This is a genomic window from Achromobacter deleyi (genome assembly GCF_016127315.1).
GTDB lineage: Bacteria > Pseudomonadota > Gammaproteobacteria > Burkholderiales > Burkholderiaceae_B > Achromobacter > Achromobacter insuavis_A.
In genome coordinates this window covers 1240530-1256939 of the sequence record NZ_CP065997.1, presented here as the reverse complement: position 1 = coordinate 1256939, position 16410 = coordinate 1240530, and the positions used below count along the sequence as shown (strand labels likewise).

Here is a 16410-nt window from a genome sequence, read left to right as displayed (position 1 = left end):
CATTTGGATTAAAGTATACAATGTTCAGAAATTACCTCAGACGGCCAATTTCAGGGCATCCCGGCCAGCCCGGCAAAGGAAGGACTTCCGTGGACGAGCTTTCGCAGCAGGCATTTCTGAATCACATCGGCGGCGAATGGGTCGCCTGCGCTTCGGGCGCGACGGCGCCGAACCTGAACCCGGCCGACAGCGCCGACGTGGTGGGGCGGTTCCAGCAATCGGACGCCACCGATGGCGCCCGCGCCGTGGCGGCGGCGGCCGCCGCCTTTCCCGCCTGGCGCGACACGCCGATCTCCAAGCGCGCCGCCATCCTGCTGCGCGCCGCCCAGCTGCTGGAAGACCGCGCCGACAGCGTGGCGCGCGAACTGACCCGCGAGGAAGGCAAGGGCCTGGCGCTGGCGCGCGACGAAGTGCTGCGCTCGGCCCAGACCCTGCGCTTCTATGCGGTGGAAGGGCAGTCCTTCACCGGCGAGACCTTCGTCAACGACGATCCGGACATGGTGGTCTACAGCCAGCGCGAGCCGCTGGGGGTGGTGACGGTGATTTCGCCGTGGAACTTCCCGATTTCGATTCCGGCGCGCAAGATCGCGCCGGCGCTGATCACCGGCAATACCGTGGTGTTCAAGCCGTCGTCGGACGCGCCGCTGTCCGGCTATCGCCTGGCGCAGGCGCTGATCGAGGCGGGGTTGCCGCCGGGGGTGCTGAATTTCGTGACGGGGCTGGCCTCGAAGGTGGGGCAGGCCATCACCACCGCGCCGGCGGTGCGCGCCATCTCCTTCACCGGCTCGACCTCCGCCGGCGAGCAGATCCACCGCGGCGCCGGCCTGACCACGCGCACGCAGATGGAACTGGGCGGCAAGAACCCGCTGATCGTGCTGGCCGACGCCGACCTGGATCGCGCGGTGGACCTGGCGGTCAAGGGCGGGTTCTCGCTCAGCGGCCAGGCTTGCACCGGCACCAGCCGGCTGCTGGTCGACCGCAAGGTGCTGCCGGCGTTCACCGAGAAGCTGCTGGCGCGCATGGCCAAGCTGACCATCGGCAACGGCCTGGAGGGCAATTTCGACCTGGGGCCGCTGGCCACCCGCAAGCAGCTCGACACGGTGCTGAGCTACGTCGCGCTGGGCAAGCAGGAAGCCACCCATCTGATCGGCGGTGATCGCCTGGAGGGCCCGGGCTACGAGCGCGGCTATTACGTGACTCCGGCCCTGTTCACCGACGTGACGCAGCAGATGCGCATTGCGCGCGAGGAAATCTTCGGGCCGGTGCTAGCGCTGATCGCGGTGGACGGCTACGACGAGGCCATCGCCTGCGCCAACGACACCGAGTACGGCCTGGCCGCCGCCATCGCCACCACCGACGCGCGCTACGCCCATCGCTTCGCCCGCGACATCCAGGCCGGCACCGTCAAGATCAACCGCACCACCACCGGCAATCTCATCAATGCGCCGTTCGGCGGCCTGAAAAGCTCCAGCACCTCGACCTTCCGTGAATCGGGCCGGGTCGGGCTGGAGTTCTACACCCAGATCAAGACCGTCTATCGCGCCGGCTGACGGCCCTTTGGAGAACAGACATGAAGCAGATCTATCGCCTGGAACTGGAAGAAGCGCGCGCCATGGTGCGCGCGGCCATCGCCCGATCGGAACAGATCGGCGTGCTGGAATCGGTGTGCATCGTCGACGACGGCGGCTACCCGATCGCGCTGGAACGCATGGACGGCGCCCGCATCACAGGCCCGCAGATCGCCTGGAACAAGGCCTTCACCGCCGCCGGCCACAAGCGCTCGACGCATCTGTTCACCACGCCGCCCAACGGGCCGGCGCTGCCCGGCAACGAAGCCTTCGGCATCCAGTGGAGCTTCGAGGGCAAGTTCGCGGCGTTCGTGGGCGGCTTTCCCATCGTGGTCAACGACGAGGTCATCGGCGGCGTCGGCCTGAGCGGCGGCAACGGCGAACAGGACACCCAGGCGGGCCTGGCGGCGCTGACGGCGCTGGCCGAAATGCTGGAGCCGCGCGGCATGAAGGTGCTGGTGCAGGCGGACATCAAGAAATAAGCGCCGGCTGGCGGGGAATTCCATGGCATATCGCGTCCATCTGCTCGAGACCGGCCAGACCTTCGAGGCCGAGGCCGGCGAATCCGTGCTGGCGGCGGCCGAGCGCGCCGCGGTGCGGCTGCCGCACGAATGCACTTTCGGCGGCTGCGGCACCTGCCGTATCAAGCTGGCCGAAGGGACGGTCGCCTACGACGAGTTTCCGATGGCATTGACGCCGGAAGAGGCGGCCCAGGGCTATGCCCTGGCCTGCCAGGCGCGGCCGTGCGCCGACCTGACCATCAGCGTCGCCAACACCCGCCAGTTCGCCGAGCCGCGGCGGCTGGACGCCACCGTGCACCGCATCGCGGCGCTGTGCGACGACGTCACCCACCTGACGCTGGCGCTGCCGCCGGACGCGCCGCTGGACTACGCGCCCGGGCAGTACATGAACGTGGTGCTGCCGGACGGCGCCACCCGCAGCTTCTCGATGGCCTCGGCGCCCGCCGGCAACCTGGTGGACTTCCACGTGCGCCGCATTCCGGGCGGCCGCTACACCGACCATTGGCTGGGCCAGGCGCGGCCGGGCGCCGCGCTCGAGATCGAGGCGCCGCTGGGGGTGTTCAGCTACCACGAGGAAGACTGGCGGCCGATGATCATGATGGCCACCGGCACCGGCATCGCGCCGATCAAGGCCATCCTGGAATCGCTGCTGGACAACGACGATTGCCCGCCGGTCACGCTCTATTGGGGCATGCGGACCGAGGCCGACCTGTACCTGCGCGATCAGATCGCGGGCTGGGCGGGTCGCCTGTACGAGTTCAATTTCGTGCCGGTGCTGTCGCGCGCCGACGCCGGTTGGCAGGGCCGCCGCGGCCACGTGCAGCAGGCGGTGCTGCAAGACCACGGCGACCTGTCCGAGCACGCCTTCTATCTGTGCGGCGCGCCGGCGATGATCAGCGAGGCGACCGCGCTGCTGGCAGGGCGCGGCGCCAGCCTCGACCACGTCTACGCCGACAGCTTCACCTTTCAGCACGCGCCAGCCACGGCGGCGATGCCATAAGGCGACGCCGCTGGCAAAGCCCGCCTAGCGGAACACCAGCACCGGCAGCTTGGTGCGCGCCAGCACGCGCTGGGTTTCGCTGCCGAGCAGGAAGCCGGTCATGCCGTGGCGGCCGTGCGATCCCATCACGATCAGGTCGCAGCCGCGTTGCTGCGCCGTGTCGACGATGGCTTCGTGTGGATGGTCGTTGACCACTACCGCGGTATTGCACGGCACCAGCGCATGGCAGGCCTCGGTTTCCAGGCCTTCCAGATAGGCGGTGGCGTTCTTGCGGGCCTGGTCGGTGTGCTGTGGTTGGTGGGCACCGAGCATTTCGGCCTGGTAGACCGTCAGGTGGTCTTCCGGAATGGCGCGCAGCAGGGTGACGGTGGCGTTCATTTCCTTGGCGAAAAGGAGCGCCTTCTTGAACGCCGACTCGGACAGCAGCGAGCCATCCACGGCGATGAGCAGATGCCTGTACATGTTGCGTCTCCTTTGAGAAAAGGAACGTCCAGCAAGGGCGAATCCAGTATAGGCCCGCCCCTGCCCGCAATCCAGTACCGCGTTCGGATGATCGCCGCGCAGGGCCGCGTCAGGCGCGGCGACGCAGGGTTTCCCCTTGTCCGTCCAGGCCGCGCGGCAGCGCTTCGATCAGGCTGCGCGTGTAGGGGTGGCGGGCCTCGCGCCACAGGGTGGCGTTGGGGCCTTCCTCGACGATGCGGCCGGCGTGCATCACCAGCACCCGGTCGGCCAGATAGTGCACCACCGACAGGTCGTGCGAGATGAACAGGTACGACAGGTTGAACTCGGCCTTCAGGTCGACCAGCAGGTTCAGGATCTGCGCCTGCACCGACACGTCCAGCGCCGACACTGGCTCGTCGCAGATCACCAGCGACGGCCGCAGCACCAGGGCGCGGGCGATGCCGATGCGCTGGCGCTGGCCGCCCGAGAACTCGCTGGGGTAGCGCGCCAGGGCGGCGTGCGGCAGGCCGACCGCGTCCAGCATGTGGGCGATGCGGCGGCGTCGCTCCTGGCGGTCGGTCACGTGGTGGATGCGCAGCGCCGATTCCAGGATGTCGTTGACCGTGTGGCGCGGGTTGAGCGAGGCGTAGGGGTCCTGGAAGATCATCTGCACGCTCTGGCGGTAGGCCGCCAGGCCGCGCCGGTCCAGGCGCGCGGTGTCCTGCCCGCGCAGCAGGATCTGTCCGGCGGCGGGCGCCAGCAGCCGCACCAGGGTGCGCGACAGGGTCGACTTGCCGCAGCCGGATTCGCCCACCAGGCCCAGCGTTTCGCCCGGCGCGATCTGGAACGACACGCCGTCCACCGCGTGCTTGGCGCCCTGGCGCGTGGCGTAGTCGACCCGCAGGTCGCGCACCTGCATCAGGGGCAGGGGATGCGGATCTCCGGCCGTCGCATCGTTGGCCGCCGCCACGCGCGGCGGCGTCACCAGGCCGAAGACCGGACGGCCCGAGGCCGGATCGAGCCGCGAGCGGATCTCCGGCAGGCGCCGCTGGCGGTAGTGGGTGGCGTCGTCCAGCCGCAGCGAGGCGCCCAGCAGGCCCCGGGTGTAGGCATGACGCGGCCGCGACAGCAACGTGGCGGCCGCGCCTTCCTCGACTTTTTCTCCGCCCACCATCACCGCGACGCGGTCGGCCCAGTCGCCCACCACCGCCAGGTCGTGGGTGATCAGCAGCAGGCCCATGCCGAGTTCCGATCGCAGGTCGTCCAGCAGCCGCAGGATCTGCGCCTGCACCGTCACGTCGAGCGCGGTGGTGGGCTCGTCGGCCACCAGCAGCGCGGGTTCGCAGGCGATGGCGGCGGCGATCATGGCGCGCTGGCGCTGGCCGCCCGACAGCAGGTGCGGATAGTCGTCGACGCGGCGCTGCGGCTCGGGCACGCGCACCAGGTCCAGCAGTTCGATCGCGCGTTGCCGCGCGGCCTGTGCCGAAGCGCCGCGATGCAGGCGCAACGCCTCGCCGATCTGCTGGCCCAGCGTCAGCACCGGATTCAGGCTGGTCATGGGTTCCTGGAAGATCATGGCGATGCGGTCGCCGCGCAGGGCGCAGCGCTGGCGCTCGGTCAGCGCCAGCAGGTCGTGGCCCTCGAACAGGATGCGGCCGCTGGCGCGGGCGTGGCGCGGCAGCAGCCCCAGCAGCGCCAGCGCCGTGGTGGACTTGCCGCAGCCGGATTCGCCCACTAGCGCCAGGGTCTCGCCGGCGGCGATGCGCAGGTCCAGCCCGCTGACGGCCTGGTGGCCGGGGAAGGCGACGTTCAGCCCTTGGATGTCGATCAGTGTGCTCATGGGGAGGAAGTCGGTAGCGGGGCGGCGGGCGCGGCGGCGGCGCGCCGCCGCAGCTTGGGGTTGAGCGCGTCGTTGACGGCATCGCTCAGCAGGTTCAGGGCCAGCACGGCCGCCATGATGGTCAGGCCCGGCAGGGCGGTCATGTACCAGGCGGTGCGCAGCGCTTCGCGGCCGGCGCCGACCATGCTGCCCCAGCTGACCACGTTGGGGTCGCCCAGGCCGAGGAACGACAGGCCGGCCTCGGACAGGATGGCGTTGGCCACCAGCACGGCGGTGGTGACGATGATGGGCGGCAGCGCGTTGGGCAGGATCTCGCGGAAGATGATGCGGGCGTGGCCGGCGCCCAGCGCCTGCGCGGCGCGCACGAATTCGCGTTCGCGCAGGGTGATGAACTCGCCGCGCGTCAGGCGCGCGATGCCTGTCCAGGAGGTCACGCCCAGCGCGAAGATGATGGTCGACAGCGACGGCCCCAGGATCGCCACCAGCACGATCGCCAGCAGGAACGAGGGCACCGTCTGGAACAGTTCGGTCAGGCGCATCAGCACGGCGTCCACGCGCGGCCCGGCATAGCCGGCGATGGCGCCCACCAGCAGCCCCAGCGCCAGGGCGATGGCGGCGGACGCGCCGCCCACCAGCAGCGAGATGCGGGCGCCATGGAACAGGCCGGCCAGGATGTCGCGGCCCATCAGGTCGGTGCCGGCCGGAAACTCCGCGTCGGCGCCCGGCCAGGTGAAGGGGGCGCCGACCATTTCGAGCGGGTCGCCCGGATACAGCCAGCCGGCGGTGGCCGCGGCGCCCAGCAGCAACAGCAGGACGGCCGCGCCGATGGCGGCGGACGGTGCGCGCAGCAGGCGCGTCAGGGCAAGCAGGGGACGTTTCATGCTTTTCTCACTCGCGGGTCGAGCAGGCCGTAGCAGGCGTCCACGGCGATGTTCATCGCCGCCACCAGCGCCGCGCTCATCAGCAGGATGCCCAGCAGCAGGTTGACGTCGCGGCTGGCGATGGCCTCGAATGACAGCTGGCCCAGGCCGGGCCAGGCGAACACGGTCTCGACCACGATGCTGCCGCCCAGCAGCGCGCTGCTCTGCAGGCCGAGCATGGTAACCACCGGCAGGATGGCGTTGCGCAGCGCGTGGCGCCAGATCACGCGGGCCTCGCCGTTGCCGCGGGCGCGGGCGGTGCGGATGTAGTCTTCCTGCAGCGTCTCGATCATGGAGGCGCGCGACAGCCGCGCGTAGATGGCGACGTAGTAGATCGCCACCGTGACCACCGGCAGCGCCAGGTGGCGCGCATAGTCCAGCCACAGCGCCCAGCCGGTGTAGGCGGCGCCGACGTCGCGGATGCCGCCCACCGGCAGCCAGTCCAGGTGCACGCCGAAGCCGACGATCAGCATCAGCGCGGTCCAGAACATCGGCGCCGAATAGCCCGCCGTGGCCAGGCCCGACAGCAGCGTGTCCAGCAGGCCGTGTGGCCGGCGCGCCGCCAGCACGCCCAGCAGCACGCCCAGCGCCACCGACAGTGCCAGGCCGGTGCCGATCAGGGCCAGCGTGGCCGGCAGGCGCCCCAGGATCAGGCCGGCCACCGGCTCGCCATAGCGGAACGAGTAGCCCAGGTCCAGCGACGCCAGGCTCTTGAGGTAATACCCCAGCTGCGACAGCACGCCCTGGTCCAGCCCGTAGGCCTGGCGCAGCTCGGCCACGTGGGCGGGGGTGATGCCGCTGTTCTCGGCGGCGATCACGTCCACCAGGTCGCCCGGCACCAGCTTGAGCAGGAAGAAGTTGGCCACCCCGGTGGCGGCCACCACGAACAGGATCTGCAGCAGGTAGCGGACGGGGCGGGGCAGGCGCGCGAGCATGGTGCCTGACCCTCAGGCCTTGCCGAGCCAGACGTTGGCGAAGTTGTTGCGCGAGTGCGACGAGGCGTCGGTCACGTTGCGCAGCTGCTTGTCCCAGACGCCGAACCAGCGGAATTCGAACAGGCCGATCAGCGGCAGGTCGCGCTGCGCCAGCCGTTGCAGCTCGTTGTACTGCTCGATGCGTTTCCTGGGATCGGTCTCGACCTGGGCCGCCTCGATGACGCGATCCATCTCCGGGTTGTTGTAGCCGGACACGTTGTACCAGGGGGTGCCGCGGGCCTCGGCCTTGCTCCAGTAGCGCGTCTCGACGCCCAGCTGCGGGTCGATCAGCACCGTGCCCCACGAACTGATGAGCTGGAAGTTGTAGTCGGTGAAGACGTTGCGGGTCCAGGTGGCCAGGTCCAGGCCGCGCAGGGTCACGTCGATGCCGATCTTGCGCAGCGCCTGCCGCACGAATTCGCCGGTGCGGCGGTAGTCGTCGCCGAACGGGATGTAGTCGTGCGTCAGCGCGAAGCGCCAGCCGCCGGCGCCGCGCGGATAGCCGGCCTCGTCCAGCAGCTTCTCGGCCAGGGCAGGGTCGTAGGCGTACTGTTGCACGTTGGGGTTGTGGTACGGCTTGACCAGCGACGGCACCGGGCTGACGAACGGCTCGGCATAGCCGTTCCACACGGTCTTGACCAGCGCCTGCTTGTTGACGGCGTGGGCGATGGCCTGGCGCACCTTGAGGTTGGACAGGATCGGGTCGCGCAGGTTGGCTTCCAGCCACAGCCAGGCGGCGAAGCCGTTGTAGCCGGCGGTGTCCACGGCCAGCTTGGGCAGCCTGGACAGGCGGGTGGCGTCGGTGAACGCCACCGGGTTGCGCTCGCCATACGAGACCGCGCCCGTCTCCAGCGCGGTGGCGCGGCCGGACACGTCGGGCACGATCTTCCAGACGATGCGGTCCAGGAACGGGCGTTCGGGCTGCCAGTAGCGCTCGTTGCGCTCCAGCACGATGTAGTTGCCGCGGTTCCATTCCTTGAAGACGAACGGCCCGGTGCCCACCGGCTTGTTGTTGTACGGGTTGTTCTGGATGTCGGTGCCCTCGAACAGGTGGCGCGGCAGGATCGGCGCGCCCAGCGAATCGATGGCGTTCAGCGCCACCGGCGTGGGCTGCGACAGGTGCAGCACCACGGTGTGGTCGTCGGGCGTCTCGACCCGCTGCAGGTACTGGAACACGCGCCGCGCGCTGGGCGCGTGCTTGAGCCAGACTTCCTCGGCCGACCATTTCACGTCGGCGGCGGTGAACGGCTTGCCGTCGTGCCACTGCACGCCCTGGCGCAGCTTGAAGGTGATGGTCTTGCCGTCGTCGGCCACGCTCCAGCTTTCCGCCAGCTGCGGCCGCGGCTTCAGGTCGGGGCCGTATTCCACCAGGCCGTCGAAGATCTTGCTGGCCACGGCGCCGGTGGGGGTGGACGAGTTCAGGTAGAAGGCCAGCGTCGGCGGCTCGGGATGCACCACCGCGTTCAGCACGCCGCCCTTGGCCGCGCCCTGCACCGTGTTCGGCAGGCTCTGGGTATCGGCGTAGGCGGGCGCGAAGATCACGTTGGGGAAGAGGGCGCCGGCGCCCATCAGCGCGCCGGCGCTCATCAGCCAGCGGCGCAGGGGGTTGACGTCATCCTGCGGCGCGTCGGTGGCGGGCGCCGGGGGCAAGGGCTGGGTCATGCGGGTTCCTTCGGTCGTGAGGGGGAGTGCGGCCGCGTCAGGCGGCCAGGCTGGTCAGGGCGGGCAGGTCGTCGGGCGCCACGCGCAGGAGGGTGGCGAGCAGTTCGCGCCGCCAGGCGTCGTACAGCGCGACGTGGCTGCGGGTATCCAGGCCGGTGGCGCGCAGGTTCAGCTGCCAGGAGTCGCGCAGGTAGGGGCCGAGGAGGCGCTGCACGTCCTCGTCGGCCTGGATCAGGCCTTCGGTCCACTCGTGGCGTTCGGTCTCGCTGGCGCCGGCCAGCTTGCGCAGCCACCACTGCGTGATGCGGATGCGATGCGCCTCTTCGTCGGGCAGGATGCGGTTCTCGCCGAATTCGCGATGGCCGAAATCCAGCACCCGCGCGGTGCGGCGGTTCACGAACAGGCGCGCCAGGATGTAGTGCTCGTAGTGGAACTGCCAGGCCAGGAAGTTCTGCCAGTTGCGCAGCGCGAAGCCGCCGACCAGGTCCCAGGCGTCGCGCACGCCCTGCTCGACCTCGGGCCGGACATCGCGCTCCAGCAGCAGGGTGGCGCGCGCCAGCGAGAATTCCGCGTGGGCCGCGTCATCGCCCAGCTGGCGCGCCAGCGCGAACTGGAAATCGGTGTCGTCGCGGAACAGGCCGGCGATGGCGTGCGCCGCCACCTGGGTGATGAACAGGTCATGCACGGTGTTCCAGATGGCGTATTCGCCGGCGGCGTGCCGCTCGGCGGCGCTGGCCAGGTCGCGCGGCGGATCGATGCGCGCGGCCGGAATGGTTGGCGCGGCCGCCAGGCGGATGTCGTCGAACAGGCGCGTTTCCAGCGTGCCGTCGTAGTCCAGGGCAATGGGCAGATCCAGTTCGGGCATGAGGGCAACGCCAGGCGGTCAGGAGAAAAGCTCGACTCTAAGCAAGCGCCAAAGCGCGCCGCAAACACTCTTTCGTGATTTGGATATGCCGGCGCGAGGGCTGCTAATAAGGGGGGATGGGCGCGCGCCGGCGCATATACCGATTCCAAATATCCGCATGAGAAATCCGTCCTTCCGCGCGCCGGCGCATATACCGATTCCAAATATCCGCATGAGAAATCCGTCCTTCCGCGCGCCGCGGCGGGCCGATAGGCTGCACCTTTCCCCCCTTCGTCCGCATCGTCCCATGCCACAAGCCGCGAGTTCTTCCCTGCCGATCGAATCCGACGAGCCCCCGCGCGTGGTGCCCGCCGCCCGTCTGCGCGGCGACAGCGAGGCCATCGACGCCGCCCACGCGCTGGCGGCGGACTTCGCCCAGGGCGCGGCGCAGCGTGACCAGGCGCGCAGCCTGCCGTGGCGCGAGATCGAGCGCTATTCGGCCAGCGGCCTGGGCGGCATCACGGTGCCGCGCGAGTATGGCGGCGCGCAGGTGTCGCACGTGACGCTGGCCGACGTGTTCCGCATCATCAGCGCGGCCGACCCATCGCTGGGCCAGATCCCGCAGAACCATTTCGGCGCGCTCAACCTGCTGCGCCAGGTCGGCACGCCGCAGCAGAAGCGGCGCTACTACGAGGGCGTGCTGGCCGGCCGGCGGCTGGGCAACGCCGGCCCCGAACGCCACACGCGCCATGCGCGCGACGTGCAGGCGCGGCTGGTGGCGGATGGCGACGGCTACCGCCTGTCGGGCCGCAAGTTCTATTCGACCGGCGCGCTGTACGCGCACTGGATCCCGACCAAGGCGCTGGATACCGAGGGCCGGCTGGTGACGGTGCTGCTCGAGCGCGGCGCGCCCGGCCTGACGGTGGTGGACGACTGGTCCAGCTTCGGCCAGCGCACCACCGCCAGCGGTACGGTGCTGCTGGACAACGTGCGGGTCGAGGCGGACACCGTGCTGCCGGCCTGGACGCTGCTGGAGACGCCCGCGCTGCAGGGCCCCTTCGCGCAGCTGATGCAGGCTGCCATCGACGCCGGCATTGCCGAGGCCGCCCTGAACGACACCGTGAAATTCCTGCGAGAACGCGCCCGGCCGTGGGCCGAGGCCGGCGTCGAGCGTGCCACGCAGGACCCCTATGTGATTGGCGACGTGGGCCGGCTGTTCATCGACCTGCACGCGGCGCAGGCGGTACTGGCCGAGGCCGCGGCGCACCTGGACGCGGCCACGCCGCGCACGCTGGACGGCGACGACGTCGCCGCCGCCTCGATCGCGGTGGCGCGGGCCAAGGCGCTGACCACCGAGATCGCCCTGGCGGCCAGCGAGACGCTGTTCGAACTGTCTGGCGCGCGCGCGTCGCTGGCGGAATTCAACCTGGACCGCCATTGGCGCAACGCCCGCACCCACACGCTGCACGACCCGGTGCGCTGGAAATACCACGCGGTCGGCAATTACCTGCTGAACGGGCGCCGCCCCAACCGCCATTCCTGGATCTGAGGCCATGACCGACATCGCCATCTCGACCCTGGCGCCGCGGCGCGCCGCGATCATCGGCAGCGACGCAGAGGCGCTCGACGTCGCGCGTGAACTGGCGGCGGACTTCGCCCGCGACGCTGCCGTGCGCGACCGCGAGCGGCGTTTGCCGCTGCCGGAGCTGGAGCGCTATTCGCAGTCCGGCCTGTGGGGCATCACCGTGCCGCGCGAGCATGGCGGCGCGGGCGTGTCGCGCGTGACGCTGGCCGAAGTCACCGCGATCATCTCCGGCGCCGACGGCTCGCTGGGCCAGATCCCGCAGAACCATTACTACGCGCTGGAGGTATTACGGGTCAACGGCAACGCCGACCAGCAGCGTCGCTTCTACGCCCGCGCCCTGGCCGGCGAACGCTTCGGCAATGCGCTGGCCGAGATCGGCACGCGCACCGCCGCCGAGCGCCGCACCCGCCTGTCGGCCGACGGCGAGGGCGGCTGGCGCATCAACGGCAGCAAGTTCTATTGCACCGGCGCGCTCTACGCGCAATGGATCCCCACCGCGACGGTGGGCGAGGACGGCCTGCAGCGGCTGGCCTTCGTGCGGCGCGACAGCCCGGGCGTGGAGGTGATCGACGACTGGTCGGGCTTCGGCCAGCGCGTGACGGGCAGCGGCACCGTGCTGTTCAAGGACGTGGCCGTGCCGGCCGCCGACGTGATGGTGCTGATCGATCCGGCGGCGCCGCCCAACACCATCAAGCCGCTGGCGCAGATCATCCACGCCGCGATCGACCTGGGCATCGGCCAGGCCGCCCTGGCCGATGCGCTGGATTTCGTGCGCGAGCGCTCGCGCCCGTGGATCGACGCGGGCGTCGAGCGCGCCGCCGACGATCCATTGACCGTCAGCGAGTTCGGCCGCCTGTCGATCCGCCTGGACGCGGCCCGCGCGCTGGTGGCCCGCGCCGGCCGCATCCTCGATGTCGCCACCGCCGATCCGCAACCGCACTTGGTGGCGGCCGCCGCCATCGCGGTGGCCGAGGCCCGCGCGCTGACGACGGAATCGGCCCTGGCCGCCGGCACCAAGCTGTTCGAGCTGGCCGGCACCCAGGCCACGCTCGACCAGTTGAACCTGGATCGCCACTGGCGCAACGCCCGCACCCACACGCTGCACGACCCGGTGCGCTGGAAGCGCCACGCGGTCGGCAATTACTACCTGAACGACGCCGCGCCCGGCCGCGTCGGCACCACCTGATCCCTACGGAACGGCACGCCATGGCGAAGAAGCAGATCCTCCTGAACGCGTTCAACATGAATTGCGTCGGCCACATCAACCACGGCCTGTGGACCCATCCGCGCGATACCTCGACGCAATACAAGACGCTGGACTACTGGACCGACCTGGCGCGCTTGCTCGAGCGCGGCCTGTTCGATGGGCTGTTCCTGGCCGACATCGTCGGCGTCTACGACGTGTACCAGGACTCGGCCGACCTGACGCTGCGCGAGTCGATCCAGCTGCCGGTCAACGACCCGCTGCTGACGGTCTCCGCCATGGCCGCGGTCACCCGTCACCTGGGCTTCGGCGTGACGGTGAACCTGACCTACGAGGCGCCCTACCTGCTGGCGCGCCGCTTTTCGACGCTGGACCACCTGACCAACGGCCGCATCGGCTGGAACATCGTGACCGGCTACCTGGAAAGCGCGGCGCGCGCCATGGGCCTGTCGGAACAGATCGCGCACGACGAACGCTACGACCGCGCCGACGAGTTCCTGGAGGTGGCCTACAAGCTATGGGAGGGCAGCTGGGACGATGACGCGGTGCGCGCCGACCGCCGCGCGCGCGTCTATGCGGATCCGGCCGGGGTGCGTCGCATCGACCACCAAGGCAGGTACTACAAGGTGCAGGGCTATCACCTGTCGGAACCCTCGCCCCAGCGCACGCCGGTGCTGTACCAGGCCGGCTCATCAGGCCGCGGCCAGGCCTTCGCGGCGCGCCACGCGGAATGCGTGTTCGTGTCGAGCCAGACCAAGGAAGGCCTGCGCAAGCTGGTGGCCAGCGTGCGCGAGTCGGTGGCGCGCGAGGGCCGCGACCCGCGCGACATCAAGTTCTTCATGGGCGTGACGGCGGTGGTGGGCCGCACGGAGGCCGAGGCGCGCGAGAAGCACGCGGAGTACCTGCGCTACGCCAACCCGGAGGCTGGCCTGGCGCATTACGCCAGTTCGACCGGCATCGATTTTTCGCGCTACGCGGCGGACGAGCCAATCCGCTACGTGAAGAACAACGCGATCGAGTCCGCGGTAAAGAACCTGACGGTGGCCCGCACGGACCGCACGGTGCGCGACCTGCTGGCCGACATGGCGCTGGGCGGCCGCTACCCGGCGCTGGTAGGCAGCGCATCGCAGGTGGCCGATGAGCTGGCGTCGTGGGTGGAAGAAACAGACATCGACGGCTTCAACCTGGCGAGGACGGTGACGCCGGAGTGCTATGCGGATTTCGTCGATCTGGTGGTGCCGGAGTTGCAGGAACGCGGGGTGTACAAGACGGCTTATGCGGAGGGGGCGTTGCGGGAGAAGCTGTTTGGGGCGGGGAGGGCGTTGTTGCCTGGGGAGCATGTTGCTGGGGAGTATCGGCGGGTGGTTGCCTAGGTTTTCTTGGCGTCGTTGGTCTTCGTAGGTCGCCCCTCGGGCAGGCGGACCCGGTGGCGGGCGCCCACGATTGCGGTCCGGAGCGTTCGCTCCGGACTGCCCCTTCGTCATCCTCGTCCTCGCCTTCGGCGACTCCTTCGGATTCCCTCGGGCGCATCGAGGTTGCCCGCCACCGGGTCCGCCTGCCCGAGGGGCTACGTGCGTCTTGGCTTGTCGCGCTGTTAGACCTGTGTTCAGGGAATGGAACTTCTGGGACGCCAATTGTGGCCGCGCGGGCGGCCGCAATTGGCGTTGGTGTATCTGCAAGTGATGCGGGTGCGCTGCGCGCGGGTGACGAGCAGTTTTCTAATGGTTCCTCACGTCGGGAGGTGGGGCGGTGGTGGTCGGCGCGGCGTAAAGCGTGTTGCGTGTGACGAGCCGCTCGCGCCGACCACAAACAGTCGAGGTGACGACAGGCTTTCAATAGCAAACGATTCCGCGGCTTCCACACGCGAGAGCGGCATCACAGATCGCAAGACATCGCGTAAGCCCCAAACGGCCGCCCGCGCGGCCTTTTGGGGCGGGCCCCGTAAATCTCTCCCCCCGCCCTGACGTTGCACCAACACGCCAAGCACACCACCCGCCCCAAAGCCCGAGGCTAAGCCTCATCGCGAGCGCGTGGTGGGGTCGGTGGGGGATGGCGGGGCGTGTAGATGCGCCCGACGGAATCCGAAGGCAGCCGCCGCAGGCGGCAACGAGGATGAGGAAGGGGCAGTCCGGAGCGAACGCTCCGGACCGCAATCGTAGCCCCGCCATCCCCCACCGACCCCACCACGCGCGCCTTAAGAACCAACCCTTCGGCAAAAACCCACCCACCCAATGTGCCCCCAGCAATCCCCTCATATTTCCAAACCCCAAAGCCCAAAACCAGAATCCAACCCACACCACATATCCTCATACCCACTAAGTATTTTTCCCAAAGATTTCGCAATGACAGAATCCACTCATCCCATTCGAATCCCGCCGGAAAAACAAGATGTCCTTCACCCGCCACCTGCTCACCGCCACCACCCTGGCCCTGACCCTCATCGGCACGGCCCACGCCGACACGCAGGAAAAAAAGACCATCACCGTCGGCATCTCCGTCGGCTCCACCGAGAAGATCTTCGACGTCGTCAAGCAAGTCGCCGCCCGTGAAGGCCTGGAGATCAAGCTGGTCAAGTTCAACGACTACCAGCTTCCCAATGCCGCCCTGAACGCCGGCGACCTCGACGCCAACGCCTTTCAGCACAAGCCCTTCCTCGACAACCAGATCAAGGCGCGCGGCTTCGACATCGTGCCGGTCGGCCTGACCGTCACCGCGCCGCTGGGTTTCTACTCGCGCAAGATCAAGTCGCTCAACGACCTGCCCGAAGGCGCCTCGGTCGGCATCCAGAACGATCCGTCCAATGGCAACCGCGCGCTGCGCCTGCTGGCCGCCTACAAGCTCATCACCCTCAAGCCCGAGGCCGAGGAAAAGAACAACGCCACGCCCTCGGACGTGGTGTCCAACCCGCGCAAGCTCAAGCTGGTGCCGCTGGATGCCGCGCAGTTGCCGCGTTCGCTCGACGACCTGACCGCCGCCTCGATCAACAACGACTACGCCACCCAGGCCGGCCTGGAACCGGCGCGCGACGCCATCGGCCGCGAAGCCGCCAATGGTCCCTACGCCAACATCATCGCGGTGCGCACCAAGGACCGCGACCAGCCCTGGGTCAAGAAACTGGTGGCCGCCTACCAGTCGCCCGAAGTACGCACCTTCATCGACAGCGAATTCAAGGGTTCGCTGATTCCCGCCTTCTGAGCCGGCCTGGCGCCGCGCACGATTCTTCAACGCAACACCGGCCAACCCACATGAGCATCCTCACCCTGGCGGGCAGCCCGTCGCAGCGTTCCCGTTCTTCCGCCTTGCTGCGCCACGCCGCGCAGCTGCTGCGCACGCGCGGGCTGGCCATCAGCGAGCTGGGGCTGCGCGACCTGCCCGCCGAAGACCTGGTCGAAGGCCATTACGCCGGGCCGGCCGCGCATGCGCTGCGGGCGCGCGTGGCGGCGGCCGACGCGGTGCTGATCTCGACGCCGGTCTACAAGGCCTCGTTCTCGGGCGGCCTGAAGGCGGTGCTGGACCTGCTGGACGAGAAGGCGCTGGCCGGCAAGGTGGTGCTGCCGATCGCCACGGGCGGCAGTCCGGCCCATCTGCTGGCGCTGGAGTACGGCCTCAAGCCGGTGTTGTCGGCGCTGGGCGCGCGCCACATCCTGGCCGGCGTCTACGCCACCGACAAGCAGGTGCGCATCGATGACGACGGCGTCAGCGTGATCGACGACGACGTGCGGACGCGGCTGGAGGATTCGGTGGAACGCCTGGCCGAGCAGGTGCGCCCGCGCGGCGTCGTCGTCAACGAAGCATTCGATCTTGGCCGGCTCGCGCTCGCGGGCGGCTTCAGCGTCTGAACCAACCAAAGG

General features: G+C 69.3%; 14 protein-coding genes. 8 read left to right on the top strand and 6 right to left on the bottom strand.

Annotated elements, in window-relative coordinates:
- Positions 1 to 89 precede the first annotated feature (89 nt).
- Genes I6I07_RS05635 through I6I07_RS05625 form a run of 3 tightly spaced genes read left to right on the top strand, consistent with a single transcriptional unit; the run spans position 90 to position 3089 of the window.
- A complete protein-coding gene (locus tag I6I07_RS05635) occupies positions 90 to 1550 on the top strand; it encodes an aldehyde dehydrogenase family protein (RefSeq protein WP_198485937.1) in 1461 nt (486 codons plus the stop codon).
- Positions 1551 to 1570: 20 nt separating this feature from the next.
- Positions 1571 to 2050, top strand: coding sequence for a GlcG/HbpS family heme-binding protein (locus I6I07_RS05630; RefSeq protein WP_006392457.1), 480 nt, complete (start codon positions 1571 to 1573; stop codon positions 2048 to 2050).
- Positions 2051 to 2072: 22 nt separating this feature from the next.
- The gene (locus tag I6I07_RS05625; protein ID WP_198485936.1) at positions 2073 to 3089 is read left to right on the top strand and encodes a 2Fe-2S iron-sulfur cluster-binding protein; all 1017 of its coding nucleotides are present in this window, start codon (positions 2073 to 2075) and stop codon (positions 3087 to 3089) included.
- Between the two features lie 24 nt (positions 3090 to 3113).
- Here I6I07_RS05625 and I6I07_RS05620 read toward each other — a convergent pair whose 3' ends face one another.
- From I6I07_RS05620 to I6I07_RS05595, 6 genes are all read right to left on the bottom strand, one after another.
- The gene (locus I6I07_RS05620) at positions 3114 to 3551 is read right to left on the bottom strand and encodes a universal stress protein (protein ID WP_198485935.1); all 438 of its coding nucleotides are present in this window, start codon (positions 3549 to 3551) and stop codon (positions 3114 to 3116) included.
- A 109-nt stretch (positions 3552 to 3660) separates the two neighbouring features.
- A complete protein-coding gene (locus I6I07_RS05615) occupies positions 3661 to 5370 on the bottom strand; it encodes an ABC transporter ATP-binding protein (RefSeq protein WP_198485934.1) in 1710 nt (569 codons plus the stop codon).
- On the bottom strand, positions 5367 to 6251 hold the full coding sequence (locus tag I6I07_RS05610; protein WP_198485933.1) for an ABC transporter permease: 885 nt from the start codon (positions 6249 to 6251) through the stop codon (positions 5367 to 5369). The genes I6I07_RS05615 and I6I07_RS05610 overlap by 4 nt, the downstream gene beginning before the upstream one ends.
- Positions 6248 to 7225 carry an ABC transporter permease gene (locus I6I07_RS05605; protein ID WP_198485932.1) on the bottom strand — a complete coding sequence of 326 codons (978 nt, stop codon included), beginning with the start codon at positions 7223 to 7225 and terminating at the stop codon, positions 6248 to 6250. The genes I6I07_RS05610 and I6I07_RS05605 overlap by 4 nt, the downstream gene beginning before the upstream one ends.
- A gap of 12 nt (positions 7226 to 7237) precedes the next feature.
- Positions 7238 to 8926, bottom strand: coding sequence for an ABC transporter substrate-binding protein (locus tag I6I07_RS05600; protein WP_198485931.1), 1689 nt, complete (start codon positions 8924 to 8926; stop codon positions 7238 to 7240).
- A gap of 37 nt (positions 8927 to 8963) precedes the next feature.
- Positions 8964 to 9791: a hypothetical protein gene (locus tag I6I07_RS05595; RefSeq protein ID WP_198485930.1), complete on the bottom strand. Its 828-nt coding sequence runs from the start codon at positions 9789 to 9791 to the stop codon at positions 8964 to 8966.
- Between the two features lie 286 nt (positions 9792 to 10077).
- Here I6I07_RS05595 and I6I07_RS05590 point away from each other — a divergent pair, with 286 nt between their 5' ends.
- From I6I07_RS05590 to ssuE, 5 genes are all read left to right on the top strand, one after another.
- Positions 10078 to 11319, top strand: coding sequence for an SfnB family sulfur acquisition oxidoreductase (locus tag I6I07_RS05590; protein WP_198485929.1), 1242 nt, complete (start codon positions 10078 to 10080; stop codon positions 11317 to 11319).
- Between the two features lie 4 nt (positions 11320 to 11323).
- A complete protein-coding gene (locus tag I6I07_RS05585; protein WP_198485928.1) occupies positions 11324 to 12541 on the top strand; it encodes an SfnB family sulfur acquisition oxidoreductase in 1218 nt (405 codons plus the stop codon).
- Between the two features lie 20 nt (positions 12542 to 12561).
- Positions 12562 to 13932 (top strand): LLM class flavin-dependent oxidoreductase, encoded by a 1371-nt coding sequence (locus I6I07_RS05580; RefSeq protein WP_198485927.1) that lies wholly within the window; start codon positions 12562 to 12564, stop codon positions 13930 to 13932.
- A 1015-nt stretch (positions 13933 to 14947) separates the two neighbouring features.
- A complete protein-coding gene (locus I6I07_RS05575) occupies positions 14948 to 15754 on the top strand; it encodes a MetQ/NlpA family ABC transporter substrate-binding protein (protein ID WP_198485926.1) in 807 nt (268 codons plus the stop codon).
- Between the two features lie 50 nt (positions 15755 to 15804).
- Positions 15805 to 16398 (top strand): NADPH-dependent FMN reductase, encoded by a 594-nt coding sequence (gene ssuE, locus I6I07_RS05570; protein WP_198485925.1) that lies wholly within the window; start codon positions 15805 to 15807, stop codon positions 16396 to 16398.
- Positions 16399 to 16410 lie beyond the last annotated feature (12 nt).

Coding starts and splice junctions, on each gene's coding strand:
- I6I07_RS05630 (WP_006392457.1), top strand. CDS start 1,571: ATGAAGCAGATCTATCGCCTGGAACTGGAAGAAGCGCGCGCCATGGTG.
- I6I07_RS05625 (WP_198485936.1), top strand. CDS start 2,073: ATGGCATATCGCGTCCATCTGCTCGAGACCGGCCAGACCTTCGAGGCC.
- I6I07_RS05620 (WP_198485935.1), bottom strand. CDS start 3,551: ATGTACAGGCATCTGCTCATCGCCGTGGATGGCTCGCTGCTGTCCGAG.
- I6I07_RS05615 (WP_198485934.1), bottom strand. CDS start 5,370: ATGAGCACACTGATCGACATCCAAGGGCTGAACGTCGCCTTCCCCGGC.
- I6I07_RS05610 (WP_198485933.1), bottom strand. CDS start 6,251: ATGAAACGTCCCCTGCTTGCCCTGACGCGCCTGCTGCGCGCACCGTCC.
- I6I07_RS05605 (WP_198485932.1), bottom strand. CDS start 7,225: ATGCTCGCGCGCCTGCCCCGCCCCGTCCGCTACCTGCTGCAGATCCTG.
- I6I07_RS05600 (WP_198485931.1), bottom strand. CDS start 8,926: ATGACCCAGCCCTTGCCCCCGGCGCCCGCCACCGACGCGCCGCAGGAT.
- I6I07_RS05595 (WP_198485930.1), bottom strand. CDS start 9,791: ATGCCCGAACTGGATCTGCCCATTGCCCTGGACTACGACGGCACGCTG.
- I6I07_RS05590 (WP_198485929.1), top strand. CDS start 10,078: ATGCCACAAGCCGCGAGTTCTTCCCTGCCGATCGAATCCGACGAGCCC.
- I6I07_RS05585 (WP_198485928.1), top strand. CDS start 11,324: ATGACCGACATCGCCATCTCGACCCTGGCGCCGCGGCGCGCCGCGATC.
- I6I07_RS05580 (WP_198485927.1), top strand. CDS start 12,562: ATGGCGAAGAAGCAGATCCTCCTGAACGCGTTCAACATGAATTGCGTC.
- I6I07_RS05575 (WP_198485926.1), top strand. CDS start 14,948: ATGTCCTTCACCCGCCACCTGCTCACCGCCACCACCCTGGCCCTGACC.
- ssuE (WP_198485925.1), top strand. CDS start 15,805: ATGAGCATCCTCACCCTGGCGGGCAGCCCGTCGCAGCGTTCCCGTTCT.